Origin of the sequence: Actinoplanes sp. NBC_00393 (assembly GCF_036053395.1) — a bacterium.
Taxonomy (GTDB): Bacteria; Actinomycetota; Actinomycetes; order Mycobacteriales; family Micromonosporaceae; genus Actinoplanes.
On sequence record NZ_CP107942.1, the window covers coordinates 944747 to 959419 of the forward strand.

General features: G+C 72.6%; 11 protein-coding genes. 5 read left to right on the forward strand and 6 right to left on the reverse strand.

Annotated elements, in window-relative coordinates; translation table 11 throughout:
• The first annotated feature begins 116 nt into the window (after positions 1-116).
• Positions 117-452 (forward strand): STAS domain-containing protein, encoded by a 336-nt coding sequence (locus OHA21_RS04185; RefSeq protein ID WP_328470306.1) that lies wholly within the window; start codon positions 117-119, stop codon positions 450-452.
• On the opposite strand, the gene OHA21_RS04190 is transcribed toward OHA21_RS04185, so the two are convergent.
• From OHA21_RS04190 to OHA21_RS04215, 6 genes are all read right to left on the reverse strand, one after another.
• Positions 345-1244 carry an NAD(P)H-binding protein gene (locus OHA21_RS04190; RefSeq protein ID WP_328470308.1) on the reverse strand — a complete coding sequence of 300 codons (900 nt, stop codon included), beginning with the start codon at positions 1242-1244 and terminating at the stop codon, positions 345-347. The genes OHA21_RS04185 and OHA21_RS04190 overlap by 108 nt on opposite strands.
• Before the next feature lie 959 nt (positions 1245-2203).
• Entirely contained in the window at positions 2204-3466 is a 1263-nt protein-coding gene (locus OHA21_RS04195; RefSeq protein ID WP_328470310.1) for a cytochrome P450, read from the reverse strand.
• A gap of 19 nt (positions 3467-3485) precedes the next feature.
• The gene (locus OHA21_RS04200) at positions 3486-5699 is read right to left on the reverse strand and encodes a glycoside hydrolase family 9 protein (RefSeq protein ID WP_328470312.1); all 2214 of its coding nucleotides are present in this window, start codon (positions 5697-5699) and stop codon (positions 3486-3488) included.
• A 32-nt stretch (positions 5700-5731) separates the two neighbouring features.
• A complete protein-coding gene (locus tag OHA21_RS04205) occupies positions 5732-6970 on the reverse strand; it encodes an ATP-grasp domain-containing protein (RefSeq protein WP_328470314.1) in 1239 nt (412 codons plus the stop codon).
• 16 nt (positions 6971-6986) lie between these two features.
• Positions 6987-8018, reverse strand: coding sequence for an alpha/beta hydrolase (locus tag OHA21_RS04210; RefSeq protein WP_328470316.1), 1032 nt, complete (start codon positions 8016-8018; stop codon positions 6987-6989).
• Positions 8019-8063: 45 nt separating this feature from the next.
• Positions 8064-8822 (reverse strand): arginase family protein, encoded by a 759-nt coding sequence (locus OHA21_RS04215; protein ID WP_328470318.1) that lies wholly within the window; start codon positions 8820-8822, stop codon positions 8064-8066.
• Positions 8823-8878: 56 nt separating this feature from the next.
• On the opposite strand from OHA21_RS04215, the gene OHA21_RS04220 reads away from it, so the two are divergent.
• The 4 genes from OHA21_RS04220 to OHA21_RS04235 all read left to right on the forward strand — a co-directional run bounded on the left by OHA21_RS04220 (position 8879) and on the right by OHA21_RS04235 (position 14655).
• Complete coding sequence (locus tag OHA21_RS04220) at positions 8879-9715, forward strand: PHP domain-containing protein (protein ID WP_328470320.1); 837 nt, start codon at positions 8879-8881, stop codon at positions 9713-9715.
• A 555-nt stretch (positions 9716-10270) separates the two neighbouring features.
• Positions 10271-10717 (forward strand): DUF5990 family protein, encoded by a 447-nt coding sequence (locus OHA21_RS04225; protein ID WP_328470322.1) that lies wholly within the window; start codon positions 10271-10273, stop codon positions 10715-10717.
• A gap of 67 nt (positions 10718-10784) precedes the next feature.
• Positions 10785-13895 carry a DEAD/DEAH box helicase gene (locus tag OHA21_RS04230; RefSeq protein ID WP_328478284.1) on the forward strand — a complete coding sequence of 1037 codons (3111 nt, stop codon included), beginning with the start codon at positions 10785-10787 and terminating at the stop codon, positions 13893-13895.
• Positions 13888-14655, forward strand: a complete 768-nt coding sequence (locus OHA21_RS04235; RefSeq protein ID WP_328470324.1) for an SWIM zinc finger family protein — start codon at positions 13888-13890, stop codon at positions 14653-14655. The genes OHA21_RS04230 and OHA21_RS04235 overlap by 8 nt, the downstream gene beginning before the upstream one ends.
• Positions 14656-14673 lie beyond the last annotated feature (18 nt).

Below are 14673 nucleotides of genomic sequence, written 5' to 3' on the forward strand. Positions count from 1 at the left end.
CGTGTGCGCTCCCGCCCCGGAAGTGCGCGGCAGCCTGCGAGGTGCGTGCCGTCAGTTGTACGGTGAGGCGAACGGGCAAATCGCCCGGTTCGGAGGGCATGATGGGCGAGGCCGTGATGACCACACGGCGGCAGGCCGACGGCGGGATCGTCGTCGAAGTCCGCGGCAGTCTGGACGCGGCCACCGTCGACGCGTTGCGGGTGTCGCTCCTGGACACCCTGCAGAGCGACCGGCCCGCACTGATGATCGTGGACCTGACCTACGTGACGTTCATGGACTCGATGGGGATCGGCACGCTGGTCGCCGGGCACGAGGCGGCCCGCGACATCGGCACCCGGTTCCTGCTACGCAACCCGAGCGAGTTCGTGCACCGCCAGCTGCGCGTCACCGGTCTCACCGACCTGTTCGGCCTGCCGTCCGACCCGTCGTCGTCGCGCACCTACACGGTCTGACAACCGAACGCGAACCCCTCGGCGCGCAGCTTCGCCGAGCTGATCGGCACCCGCGGCGAGCTCGGGCAGCCCGGTGCCGGCGGCGATCGCGGCGAAGAACTCCCGGTTGGTGGCCGGCACGCTCGCGTCCGGCACCGCGTTGTACGCCCCGGTCAGCCCCCGGCCCACCACGAAGTCCAGCGCCGCGGCCGCGTCCCGGTAGTCGATCCGGTACAGCAGGGCGTCCCCGTCGAACGGCACGCTGCCACCGAGCACGTCGTGGGCCAGCTTCACCCGGCTCGGGTAGTCGATGTCGCGCGGGTGGCCGTACACGTCGGGGATGCGCAGCACCGCGCCGCCCGGAGTGCGCAGGACGGCCTGCTCGGCCGCGATGAAATTGCGCGGCGAAGCGTCCGGGTCGCCGGTCAGCGGGGTGGTCTCGTCCACCGGGTCGGTGGCGCCGGCGCCGTAGACCGAGATCGAGCTGGTGAAGACCACCCGCGGGTGGACGGCGACGGCGGTCTGCGCGGTGGCGGTGAGGGTGTCCGCGTACTCGGTGACGCGCGCCGCGGCGTCGAAGGCCCGTCCGATCCGCGGGCTGACGGTGAGCACCACGGCGTCCGCGCCCTCGACGGCACGGGCCAGGGCGTCCCGGTCGCTGCCGCGCAGCACCGCGACCTCGGCGCAGGCTGCGGCGACCTCGTCCACCCGGGACGGCGAGGTCGTGGTGCCGATGACCGTGTGACCGGCCTTGGTCCAGCGGCGGGCCAGCTCCATGCCGACGTTGCCGCACCCGACGATCGCGAACCGCATCCCGCCGCCTCCTGTATGGAAACAGTGTTTCCGCGAAGGCTACTCCTGGCCCGCCGGCTGCGGCCGGGACCGAAAGTCTGGCTCGCGCCGACTCGCGGGACAGCCGCCCACCTGATGGCAGCCTCATCGCGTGCCCGCTGGCCGGCCGACCCCGGCGGGCCCCACAGGAGCCGCCACCCACACACGCTTCACACGCGAAACGAGCCTGAGCGGCGGCCGGTCCGCGCGAGCCGCCGGCACGCCGGGTTTCCCGGGCTGGGAAGCATGCGTGGGCGGCGGCCCGGCTGCGCGGGCCGCCATCTAGGCATCGCTCGCCGCCCGCGTTGCGTGCCTGAGTGGCGGCCGGTGCGCGCGGGCCGCCGGCACGCCGGGTTTCGCGGGCTGGGATGCATGCGTGAGTGGCGGCTGGGCTGCGCGGGCCGCCATCTAGGCATCGCTCGCCGCCCGCGTTGCGTGCCTGAGTGGCGGCCGGTGCGCGCGAGCCGCCAGCAGGGTGGGTTTCGCGGGCCGGGAAGCATGCGTGAGTGGCGGCCGAGTGCGCGAGCCGCCGCCCACGCATGCAATCCCGCCCGCGTTGCGTGCCTGAGTGGCGGCCGGTGCGCGCGAGCCGCCGGCAGGGCGGGTTTCCCGGGCTGGGAAGCATGCGTGAGTGGCGGCCCGGCTGCGCGAGCCGCCGCCCACGCATGCAATCCCGCCCGCGATGCCTGCCTGAGTGGCGGCCGGGCTGCGCGAGCCGCCAGCAGTGCGGGTTTCGCGGGCCGGGAAGCATGCGTGAGTGGCGGCCGAGCTGCGCGAGCCGCCAGCAGGGCTGGTTTTGCGGCCAGGGCTAGGCGGTCCGGGGCGATCGGGATATCCGGACGGCGCGAGCGGTGACCGGACGAAGATCGGGACGGGCCGGACGGCGCGAGCATTGACCGGGCGGGAGCGAAGCCGGGCGGCGGCATGTCCAGGCGTGCCCGTTATCTGACTGCTGGGATGCGGCCTGCGGCCTGGACCGGGAAGTGGATCGGGCCGCGGATGATGCCGGCGTTGCGGCGGCGTACGGCGCCGGCGCGGCGGAGGCCGGGCATGCGTTCGGCGAGCAGGCGCAGGGCGATGGCGGCTTCGAGGCGGGCCAGCGGAGCGCCCACGCAGTAGTGGATGCCGCTGGAGAAGGCCAGGTGGTCGACCGACGGGGTGCGGTGGATGTCGAAGCGGCCGGGCTGCGGGTAGACGGCCGGATCGCGGTTCGCCGCGGCGAGCAGTGTCACGACGAACTGGCCGCGCCGCACCGTACGCCCGGCCAGCTCGACCTCCTCGGTGGCGCAGCGCGCGGTGCGCTGCACGGGCGGATCCCAGCGCAGCGTCTCCTCGATCGCCGGCCCGGCGAGGCCGGCCGGGTCGGCGCAGAGCGCTTCCCACTGATCGGGGTGGTCGAGCAGGGCGTTGACCGCGTTGCCGATCAGGTTGACCGTCGTCTCGAAGCCGGCCACCAGCAGCAGCCGGCACATCGGCAGCAACTCGTGCGACTGGATCTTGTCGCCCTCGGCGGCCAGGATCCTGCTGACCAGGTCGTCCGTGGGCTGAGCGCGGCGCAGCACGAACAGTTTGGCGAAGACGTCGTCGAGTTCGTCGCTGGCGGCCTTCAGCCGGGCGCCGTGGCGCAGGGAGCGGATCCCGTCCAGCGCGCTGCCGATGGTGGCGCCGTGCCGGGCGAACCGTTCGGCGTCCGCGTCGGGCACCCCGAGCAGGTCGGTGATCACCGTGATCGGCAGGGGCGCGGCGAACTCGCTGACCAGGTCGAAGTCGTCCTTGGCCGCGGCCGCGCCGAGCAGCTCGCCGACGCGCTGCTCGATGCGGGCGGCGTAGCCGGTCATCTGGCGGGGGCTGAACGCCGGCTGGGCCAGGCGCCGCAGCCGGGTGTGGTCGGGCGGGTCCTTGTCCAGGAACGACATGTCGACCTGCTGGTCCGGCGCGGCCCGCCCGGTGAGCTCGGCGGCCCGCACCCCGAACCGACGGTCCCGCAGCACCGCGTTGCAGACCGGGTGGCTCGCCGTCACGTAGTTGCCCAGGCGGGTGGGGACCAGATCCCCACCCGCCCGGATCCGTTCATAGATCAGGTACGGGTCCTCGCGGCCCGGTTTGAGCTGCAGCCGGGCCATCGGGTCCCGCCGCACGTAACCGTGGTACGTGAATCCCAGCCGCCGGGCGTACAACGCTGCGGCGAATCGCAGAGCCTGCACACCCGGCAGCTTAGGACCGTCAGTCCACTTCGGCCACGTACGACGACAGCCAGGCCAGCGCCGCGTTCCAGTTGATGGTCAGCTCGTTGGTGGACCAGGACTGGATGTCGTCGATGTAGCAGAACTGGCCGACGCAGCCGGTCAGGTACTGCTGGGCGACCGGGTCCTGGATCGACGAGTTCGGCCCGCCGGAGAGCGTGCCGGCCGGCGGGTGCGGCAGCGACGGGTCGAGCTGGGCGGCGTACCAGCGGCTGTGCTGGTTCTGCGAGCTGACCTCGCCGTACCCGGTGACGTAGGAGATGTTCAGCGCGTTGCGGCCGAACAGGTAGTCCATACCGGTCAGCACGCCGTTGCGGTAGCGGTCGAGGCCGGTCAGCTTGTGCGCGGACGCGACCACCACCAGGTTGTTGGCGATGATGCTGCTGGAACCCCAGTCCCACACGTTGTTGGTGGGGGCGTAGGCGACGCCGTACCCATGGCCGCGCTGGACCGCCAGGTACTCCTCGGCGCCCTTGACGACCTGTGCCTGCACCAGGACGCGGCCGGGGAGCTTGTTCGGCAGCAGCGCCAGGTCGATCTTGGCGGCTGCGGCGGTGGCCGCCCAGTCGAAGGCGACCGGGCCGAACACGTCGGCGGTGTGCTCGGGCGAGTTCAGGACGTCGGTGGCGTACTGCTTCTCGCCGGTGGTCAGGAACAACTCGGCGGCCGCCCAGTAGAACTCGTCGGTCACCTTGTCGTCGTTGTAGGCACCGCCGCCGACGCCGTCGGTCACCGGGGCGTACCGGGCCGGGTTTGCCTTGGCCGCGACGTAGGCGGTGCGGGCAGCAGCCAGCGCGCGGGCCGCGAAGGCCGCGTCGAAGGGCTTGTAGATGCGCGCGGCCTGCGCCGCTGTCGCGGCCAGGTTCAGGGTCGCGGCGGTGGAGACCGGGTGCAGCTCGCGCGGCTGCGGGTCCAGGTGGGGCATGAGCGGCAGGCCGGTCCAGGCCTGATCGTGGATCTTGTGGTGCGCCATGCCCGCGTACGGCTTACCCGCCGGAACCTGCATGCTGAGCAGGAAGTCGAGCTCCCACCGCGCCTCGTCCAGGATGTCCGGGGTCCGGTTCCCGCTCTCCGGGATGGTCAGGTTCACCTTGCGGGAGCCGCGGTTGTGCTCGTACTCGCTGAGCAGGCCCCAGACCGAGATGCCGCCGTTGACGACGTACTTGCCGTGGTCGCCGGCGTCGTACCAGCCGCCGCGCACGTCCAGGGTGTAGTCGCAGACGCCGGGCTGGCACGGGACGTTGCCGTCACCCTGGTTCGGGGGCACGTCGACGTGGCCGGCCGGGCGGGCGTACCCGGGGCGCAGGTCGTCGCGGATCTCGATGCCGGACCGCTGGGTGTAGTAGAGCTTGAGCGAGTCGGTGCGCAGCTTGTCGTACGCATTCCCGCCGATGTCGAACGGTCGTGAGGTCTCGCCGTCCGCGCTCAGGGTGAGGCCGGTGGCGTTGCGCCGGTACCTGCTGAAGTCGATGGTGTGCACGTTCTGCCCGGAGGACGGGTCGACGCCGTGCGGTTTGGTGCTTCCCTTGGCCAGGACCTTGTCGCCGGAGCGCAGCTCCCAAGGCAGCGCGGTGGTCTTCTCGGTGACCAGCGTGGCGCCCTTCGGGCCGTCCTGGACGTAGGCGACCTGGTTGACCCGCACGCGCGGCCCGGTGTCCGGCTCGTACACCTCCGGCGGAACTCCGCCGACCAGGGAGACGTTGTCGACGCAGAACCGCCACGGGTCGGCGCTGCCACCGACCTGGAAGGCGACCTGCCCCTGCGCGGTGGCGGTGCTCGCGGTGAACGTGTACTCGTAGTGGGTCAGGCCGCCCTCGCTGAGCACGGGCGACTGCTCGAAGTAGGTGTCGTAGGGCGCGACGGCGAGCCCGGCGATCGCGCGGGCCACATGGCCCTCGGGGCTGCCGCTCGCGTCGAAGCTGAACCGGTAGGTCTCGCCGGCGACCAGGTCGATGTCGTTCTGGCCGATCGCGACGTCCCAGCGGTTGGTGGTGCCGCCGGGCACATCCAGGCAGGCGACGCCGTCGACCAGGTCGATCGGCACGCCCGCGGACGACCAGAACGGGTCCGCGGTGCTGTCGAATCCGCCGTTGACGACCTGCTCGACCTCGTCGGCCTGGGCTGGCGCGGCGACGCCGACGGTGAGTAGTACGGCTGTGAAGCCGATTTTTAGGGAGCGCTCCCATAGAGGCATGGAGACATATTGATTGCGGGTGTGTTACCGCGTCAACGCCCCTGGTCACGGATCCAGGCGTCGATCAGCCCGCCGAAGTGGGCGAGGAACTTCTCGTGCTCGTGCACGGGGTACATCGCGCGGACCGTCTCACGCAGCAGCGAGCGGAACTCCTCGGAGACCACCCAGTCGTAGACGATCTCGTCCACGTTGCCCAGGTGCTTCGCACAGAACTCCTGGTAGCGGTCCACCTCGAAGTAGTCGTCGGCCAGCTTGCGGTAGCCGGCGAGCTTCTCGGCGTACGACATCCCCGGGGTGCCGGCGATCTCGAAATACTCCGACGTGTCGGTGTCCAGGCGCGGCTTGCGGCCGGTGACCACGCAGTACACCGTCCATCGCAGCAGCGCGGCCATCGCCCACGGGAAGTAGTAGTGCAGCGAGGTCAGCGCCACGTCCGGGCAGGCGTTGGCGTAGTCGATCGGGTGCACCTCGTCGTCGCGCACCAGCGACTCGCAGGAGTTGAACTCCCACCGGAAGAACGCGTTGATCAGCCGCGAGATGGTCACCACCTCGTCGCCGGCCCCGGGCGACAGGAAGTTGTGGTCCACCTCGTAACGCGCGTGCATCGGCTGGTCCGGGCGGAACTTCATCACCATCGTCTCCGGCCCGATGCTCAGACTGCGGGCGAAGACGTCGTAGCCCTCCACCGACGCCTGCAGATGCATCAGCCGCTCACCCGAGGCGTCGTAGGCGGAGTGCAGCTCGTCCGGATTCCGGATCTTCGAGACACCCACCCAGGCGCCGCCGTCGTAGGGCTTCATGTAGAGCGGGTAACCGACCTGCGCGGCCGTCGCCTCCAGGTCGAACGGCCGGTTGTAGCGGGCCGCCGTGTACGCCCAGCGCGAGTTCTCCAGGGGATTCTTGAACGGCACGAGCACCGTCTCCGGCACCTTCAGGCCGAGGCGCATCATCGCGCAGTACGCCGCGTGCTTCTCCATCGACTGGAAGGTGAACGGGCTGTTCAGCAGGTACACGTCGTCCATCAGCGCGATCTTCTTGAGCCACTCGCGGGGGTGGTAGTACCAGTGCGCCAGGCGGTCGATCACCAGGTCGTGGCGGGGCTTGTCACGCAGGTTGAACGGCTCGATCGTCACGCGTACCGAAATGGCCCGGTGACTGCGCCCGTCGGGCGCCTCGACGGTGCCCAGCCGGCGCAGCAGCGCCTCGTAGGCGCGTGGCCAGTCGTCCTCGGTGCCCAGCAGCAATCCGATGGTGTGCTCGACGTCGGCCACGGCCGCCTCCTTCAGATCAGTGGGGCCACACCTGCCGCAGAAGGGAGGTCAGGTGCGGATCGAGGGTGTCGCGCCAGCCCACCCAGGTGTGCGCGTCGGGGTTCTCGGTGGTGGCGATCGAATACCCCTGTTTCGCCAGGGCATCCGCCATGTCCCGGTTGTTCGCCAGGTTCTCCTCGGCGGCGCCGCACGTGATCGTCGCCGGCACGGCCGGGCCCCGGCGGGCCCGCAGGGTGCGCGTGGTGAACCGGACGATGCGCCCCCAGTGCTCGAAGCCCGACTCATGGCTGTCGTAGCGGGGCTGGAAGAAGCTGCCGGACTGCAGGAACAGGCCGGCGAAACCGGCCGGATGCCGGCGCTGGGCGTGCAGCATGGCGAGCGCGCCGAGGCTGGCGCCGGCGCCGACGACGGCGCCGCCCTCCAGGCCGCTGCGCAGCCGCGGCAGGATCTCACCGGCCAGGGCGAGGCCGTACGCGCGGGAGGCCGAATACCACTCCATGCGGTCCCCGGCCGGGAGCAGAACCAGATGGTACGGCGGGACGCGCTCGGCATTGATCATGGCGGCGGTGTAACGGCTCAACTCGCCGAACCGGTCGTAGTCGGGCCCGTCGTGCGCCACCAGGATCCGGGCGGTGGGGCTCTGCGGCGACCAGATCCGGATGCTCAGGTTGGTGCGCAGGCCACGGACCGGCAGCCGCACAGTCCGCCAGCCGCCGGGAGCGGGCGGCAGGCTTAGCCAAGCGGGCTCCCGGTAGCCGGGGGAGCGCAGCACCGACGAGTCGCCGAAGCCGCCGGGCACGCGGTCGGGATTGGCCGGGTCGCAGACGGTCTCCCGGGAGCCGTCCCGGTGGATCAGCTCCAGCCGGTACTCGAGGCGCTGCACCGGGGGCGCCTCGCGGCGCAGCTCCCAGACGCCGTCGACGGGGCCGGTGAGGTCGTCCTTGAAGGCGGAGCTGAGCACCCGGACGCCGGTCAGTGACTGGGCCGCGTCGGCGTACCGGAAAGACAGCGTGCCGCCGTCCCACCGTGCCCCGCCCGCGCCCGCCATGAACGCACCCTAACGCCGCGCCCGGCGACCCGCCTGCCTTCGCTGTCAGTCGATGCCGGTGGTGAGCCGGGACAGGAACCGGGCCCGCAGGTCGGCGGTCTCCAGGGTGTCGGCGGGCCACCACGGGCAGGCGACGTGCACGGCGACGACCTGACCCGTCGCCAGGAGGCGCCCGGCGGCGGCCAGCACGTCGTCCGCCGAGGGTCCGCCGGGCACCGGGAACCGCAGGCCGGGCAGCTCGCTGGGGTCGACCACGTCGGCGTCGATGTGCAGCACGATCGGGCCGGGTGGCACGGTGCCGGCGGACACGTGGGGCACCGCCATCCGGTGGATCGCGCCGGAGGCGAGGTATTCCGCCTCGGCGGGGTCGGTGTCCCGCGCGTCGACCAGGACGGCGCGTTGCGGGGGCACCGGGCGAAGGCCGAACAGGTTCGCGTACGCCTCCGGATGCGCCCCGGTGACCAGCCGCAACGACAGGCCGCCCAGGTAGCCGGAGGTGCTGGACTGCATGGTGTGCAGGTCGGCGTGCGCGTCGAACCAGACGATGCCCGGGTCGTGGCCGGCCCACTGGAGCCCGGCGACGACACCACCGGCGACCAGACAGTCCCCGGAGAAGACCACCGGAAGGGCGCCGGCCGTGGCGACCGGCTGGACCGCCGACGCCACCGCGTGCTGCACGGCCGCGATCCGCCGCCAGCGGTCGTCGTCCGGTGGATCGACCCGGACGGTGACCGCCGCCGGCACCCGGATGTCGCCGTCCGGGAGCAGTTCGTCCTGATGGTACGGAACGAGAATGATCGTCACGGTTCCCAGCGTGCCCCACGAGGGCCGTCCTCCGCTGCCCTGGCACGATGGCAATCATGCCGTTACCCGGGGACAGCCATGTGCACAGCGAGTGGTCCTGGGACGCGGTGCACGGCTCGATGGAGAAGACCTGCGCCCGGGCCGTGGAGATCGGGCTTCCGGCGATCGCGTTCACCGAGCACGTCGATCACCATTCGTGGCTCGCGCCGGTCGACGGGCCGTACGCGAACGACCGGATCACCGCGGCGGCCGACCCGGCCGGGCTGTTCACCCCGCCCGTTTTCGATGCCGCCGGCTATCTGGAGACGATCTCGCGCTGTCGTGAGCGCTTCCCTGACCTGCACATTCTCACCGGCCTGGAGATGGGGGAGCCGCACCGGTTCGCGGGGCAGCTCGCGGCTCTTCTCTCGACCGGGACGTTCGACCGGGTGCTCGGGTCGCTGCACTGCCTGCCGGACGGTGATCACTACGCCGAGCCGTGGGGGATCTATCCGCATCGGGACGCGGCGGAGGTGCTGCGGGAGTATCTCGCCGAGGTGATCCGGCTGGTCGATGCCACCGGGGACTTCGCGGTGCTGGCCCACATCGACTACCCGGTCCGGTTCTGGCCTACGGCGCCGTTCGATCCGGCAGCGTTCGAGGAGGAGTTCCGGGCCGCGCTGCGGGCGACCGCCCGGTCCGGCCGGGCTCTGGAGATCAACACGCGTCTGCCGCTGCACGCGACGATCCTCGGCTGGTGGCGCGAGGAGGGCGGCCGGACGGTGTCGTTCGGCAGCGACGCCCACTATCCCGAGGCGGTCGGGCACGGCTTCCGCGAGGCGGCGGCGATGGCCGAGGCGTACGGATTCCGGCCCGGCGACACCCCTTACGACTTCTGGCGCCGCTCTCTCTGAACATCTTCGCGGGTCAGGGTCTGCTCGTCGGTTCCGCTCTTTTCCGGGGTACGGGCTACGCCGTCGCGCCGAAGTCGTGGCCGTTCTGCCGTACCGCGCGATCCAGGCATCGCGTCACGGCCCCGAGCGCGGCTGCCGGGCTCACCCTGATCGTCACGCTGCACCCGGCAGATCGCCCTCCCGCCTGTTCTGAGCGCTGCCTGCGGCCGCGCACGTCGCTCTCCGTGCCCGGCCGGAGAGGCGGAACCGGCGCCGGGGGGCGGGTGACGTCGCCAGCGGGCGGCTGAGGCGGTGTTTTCGGCCTTGTTGATCACTGGGCCCTGCGGTAGCGCTGTCTGCCGGGCGGTGAGACAGCGCTACCGCAGGGCCCGGTGATCGAACAGCCTCCAAAAGCGGGCCCGGCCGCGCGTTAGCGCTGCCTGCCGCCGACCGGCCGGATGCTGCTCGGTGGCCGGGGATGCTGTGCGGTGGCCGGCGGATGTTGCGGTGGCCGGCGGATGCTGTTCGGTGGCGGCCTGCGGAAGGCTCTGCGGCGTGCGGACTAGGGTCGGCGGCATGCGGATCCGGATCGAAGGCCACGACCTGCCCGGGCGGCCCGGTGCCCCGCAGGCCGAGCAGTTGCGGCTCGGTGGCGTGCATGTGGGGGTGCAGCGCAAGAGCGAGGTCGTCGGGCGGGTGCCGGTCCACGAGGATCGGGCGGTCTGGGAGCTGGAGGTCGACACCCGCGAGGTGGACGGGTTCGTCGACGTCGGCGGCCCGTGGGTGCACGGCCGGCCCGGCGCCCGCTTCCTCTACCTGAGCTGGGGCTCGGTCGACGGGGACACGTTCGCGATGTTCCGGCGGGCCAAGCTGCTGTTCGGCGACATCCCCGGCCAGTTGCTGCGCGCGGCTGCCGACGGCCGCGGCACCCTGGTCGGCCGCCTCGGCCTGACCGACCCGGACGGCGGCCCGCGCTGCGCCCGGGTCCGGCCGCCGGACCTCAGCTGGACCTTGGAGTGGTGAATGTCCCGCGCTGAGCAGACCCTTCGGGAAAGTGTCGGGGGGTCGGCCTAGAGTCGGCGGCGTGCTGATGGACCGTGACTCACCAGATCTGACCGCCGTGGTCACGGTTGCCGCTGCCGAGGTTCGCGTGCTGCACGGCCTCCTCGGGGCCGACGGTGCGATCGCGTTGTGGGCGGAGACCGATGCCGACCGCTCGCCGGGCGGAGCGAGGCGGCGGGGTGACGCGCCCGACCATCCGTTCGCGGTGCCGGCCGATGCCCTTCCGGCGGGCGCCGCGCGGCCGGTCACGCTGATGCTGCCCTCGACGAGCGCCGGGCCGCTGTCCTCCCCGCAGCTCGGGCTGCCGTCACGCCGGGGGACGCCACGTGCGCGGCCCTGGCGGGTGCCCGCGGTCGAGGTGCCGTTCCTGGATTCCGATCTGGTGGCCGAGTTCGACGGGCGGGCCGCGCCGTCGGTCGGCTGGCTGGTCGAGTTCTGCGCGTTCGCGGCGAGCCTGGTGCGGCGCGGGCGGGTGCTGCCCGGCGTGCGCCTCGACGGCCCGCGCCCGGCCGCGTGGTGGCGGCCGGTGCTGATCGGGGCCGATGCGGTGCGGGCCGCGTCGCTTCGTGACCGGATGCCCCCGGCCTGCCGGGCCGGGCAGACCCGTGCGGCCGAGCGCGGCGCCGTGGCGCGCCGCCGCAGACAGGCGCCGGGGCCGGCGTCCCGGGCGGCCGTGTCCTCGGCGGACGTCTTCACCGCTGACGGGTTCATGGCGGACGGGTCCACGGCGGATGTGTTTGCGGCCGCGCTGGAGCGGCTGGTTGATGGGCTGGTGCGGACCCGGCTGGCCGAGGCCGGCGTGGTGCTGGCCGACTACGGCTGGCTGGCCGCGCTCACCGGGGAGCCCGAGTTCGAGGCAGCGCCGGCGCTGGTCGACGAGCTGACCGGGCGGCTCGACGCGTGGTTCGCCCAGGCGGCGCGTGGGGCCGAGGTCCGGGTGTGCTTCCGGCTCAGCGATCCGCGGGAGCACGAGCCGGTGATGCCCGCCGAGGTGCCGCTGCCCGAGGACGCCTGGCGGCTGGAGTTCCTGCTGCAGGCCGCCGACGAGCCCAGCGTGCTGGTCAGCGCCGCCGACGTGTGGCGCGATCAGTATGCGCCGCTCAGCCGGTGGACCTCGCATCCGCAGGAGCGGCTGCTGGCCGGGCTCGGGCGGGCCGCCCGGCTCTACCCGGAGCTGGGCGAGGCGCTGCGCGGCACCCACCCGACCGAGATGCTGCTCGACACCGAGGGCGCCCACCGGTTCCTCAGCCACGCCGCGCTGCTCGAGGAGGCCGGCTACGGGGTGCTGCTGCCGGCCTGGTGGCGGCGACGGCCCAGCCTCGGGCTCTCGCTGAACGTGCGGGGTCGCGACCCGGTCTCCACCGTGCTGCGGGACCGGGCGGTCGGGTTGCGCGAGATGGTCGACTACCAGTGGGGGCTGGCTCTCGGGGGGCGCACTCTCACCGAGCACGAGCTGGCCGACCTGGCCCGCGCCAAGGTGCCCCTGGTCCGGCTGCGCGGGCGCTGGGTGTTCCTGGACCCGCAGCGGCTCGCCGCCGGCCTCGACTTCCTGCGCCGCGGCGGCGGCACGATGACCGCCGGGGACGCGCTCAAGGTGATGCGGCTGCTCCCGCCCGAGGAGCTGCCGCTGCCGGTGACCGACGCGCGCGGCGAGGGCTGGCTGGCCGACCTGCTGACCGGGCGCCTCGACCAGAGCCTCGAGCTGCTGCCCCCGCCGGAGGGCCTGGCCGGCGTGCTCCGGCCGTACCAGATTCGGGGTTTCTCCTGGCTGGCCTTCCTGGAGTCGCTGGGCCTGGGCGCCTGCCTCGCCGACGACATGGGTCTGGGCAAGACCGTGCAGCTGCTGGCGCTGCTGCTGCACCACCGGGCCGGGCCCGCGCTGCTGATCTGCCCGCTGTCGGTGCTGGGCAACTGGCAGCGGGAGGCGGCGCGGTTCGCGCCGTCGCTGCGGGTCCGGGTGCTGCACGGTGCCGATCGGGAGGGCCCGGCGGCGCTGGCCGACGGCGCCGACCTGGTGCTGACGACCTATGCGACGGCCGTCCGCGACGCCGACGCCCTCGCCGGGATCGAGTGGGACCGGGTGGTGCTCGACGAGGCGCAGCACATCAAGAACGCCGGTGGCAGCGCGGCGAAAGCGGTCCGCCGGTTCCCGGCCCGCAACCGGATCGCGCTGACCGGTACCCCGGTGGAGAACCGGCTGTCCGAGCTCTGGTCGATCCTCGACTTCGTCAACCCGGGCCTGCTGGCGTCGGCGCACACGTTCCGGGCCCGGTTCGCGGTGCCCATCGAGCGCTACGGGGAGGAGGATGCGGCCGCCCGCCTGCGCCAGGCGACCCGGCCGTTCCTGCTGCGGCGTACGAAGCTGGACCCGCACATCTCCGCCGACCTGCCCGCCAAGCGGCACGTCCGGCACCTGTGCGGGATGACGACCGAGCAGGTCAGCCTCTACCGGGCGGTCCTCGACGAGCTGGAGGACCGCCTCGCCGAGCCGGGGGAGAAGTGGCGCAAGGGCCTGGTGCTGGCCGCCATGACCAAGCTCAAACAGGTGTGCGTGCACCCGGCGCTGGTGCTCAAGGACAACTCGCCGCTGCCCGGCCGCTCCGGCAAGATCGACCGTCTCGAGGAGATCCTGGACCACGCGCTCGGCGTGGGGGAGAGCGTGCTGTGCTTCACCCAGTTCGCCCGGTTCGGCGGGATGCTCGTGCCGCACCTGGCCGCGCGGTTCGGCGTGCCGGTGAAATTCCTGCACGGTGGCACACCACGGGGCGCCCGGGACGCCATGGTCGCGGAGTTTCAGCAGGCCGACCGGCCGGGGGTCTTCGTGCTCTCGCTGAAAGCCGGCGGCACCGGGCTGAACCTGACCGCCGCCAACCACGTCGTGCACGTCGACCGCTGGTGGAACCCGGCGGCCGAGACCCAGGCCTCCGACCGGGCGTACCGGATCGGGCAGCGCCGCGACGTGCACGTCCACAACCTGGTCTGCCTCGGCACCCTGGAGGAGCGCATCGACCAGCTCGTCGCCGACAAGGGGGTCCTCGCCGAGCGCGTGGTCGGCAGCGGCGAGGGCTGGCTCAGCGCGCTCACCGCTCAGGAACTGCGCGACCTGTTCGCCCTGGCCCCGGAGGCGATCGTTGACTGACTTCCCCCTGGCGTTCCTGGGCATGTTCGAGTCCCTGCGGATGGGGCCGACCTTCGCCCGCGGCCGCCGCGACGAGCGCGCCGGGCACGTGCGCAGCCTGACCGTCTCCAGCAGCCTGGCCGTCGCGCTGGTGCGCGGGCCCGACGACCCGAACGCTTTCCGGGCGCGCATCGCGGTCCGGGCGTTCGGGGCGGCCGACTGGGGCCGCGTCGAGAAAGCCCTGGTCTCCGAGGCCCGCTACGTCGCCGACCTGCTCAGTGGGCGGATGCCGGCCGGGATCGAGGCCGTTTTCGACGGGGCCGGGCTGGGGCTGCTGCCGCTCTCGCTCGACGAGGTGGCGATGGACTGCAGCTGCGAGCGGTGGCCGATGCCGTGCGTGCACCTGGCGGCCACGACCTATGCGCTGGCCCGGGCGTTCGAGACGGACCCGTTCGAGGTGTTCGCCTGGCGCGGCCGGTCGCGCGACGAGCTGCTGATGCGCCTGCGTCACCTGCGGGAGTCGGCGGCGGTGGACGCGCTCGAGACGTCGGCGCCGGCGCCCGAGACGCCGGAAGCGCCCGTCGACGTTCTGATCGATCCGGAGGATCCGGGCGCGTTCTGGGGGAGCGACGCCGATGTGGAGCCGGAGCCGGTTTCCGGGGTGCGGCCCGACGCGCTGCTCGACCAGCTGGATCCACCGGCGATCAGCCACCATGGGGAACCGGTGGTGGAGGTGCTGCGGCCGGCGTACCGGGCGTTGTCCGACGACGAGCGTGCCTAGGGTTGCGCGGAGTGGTTA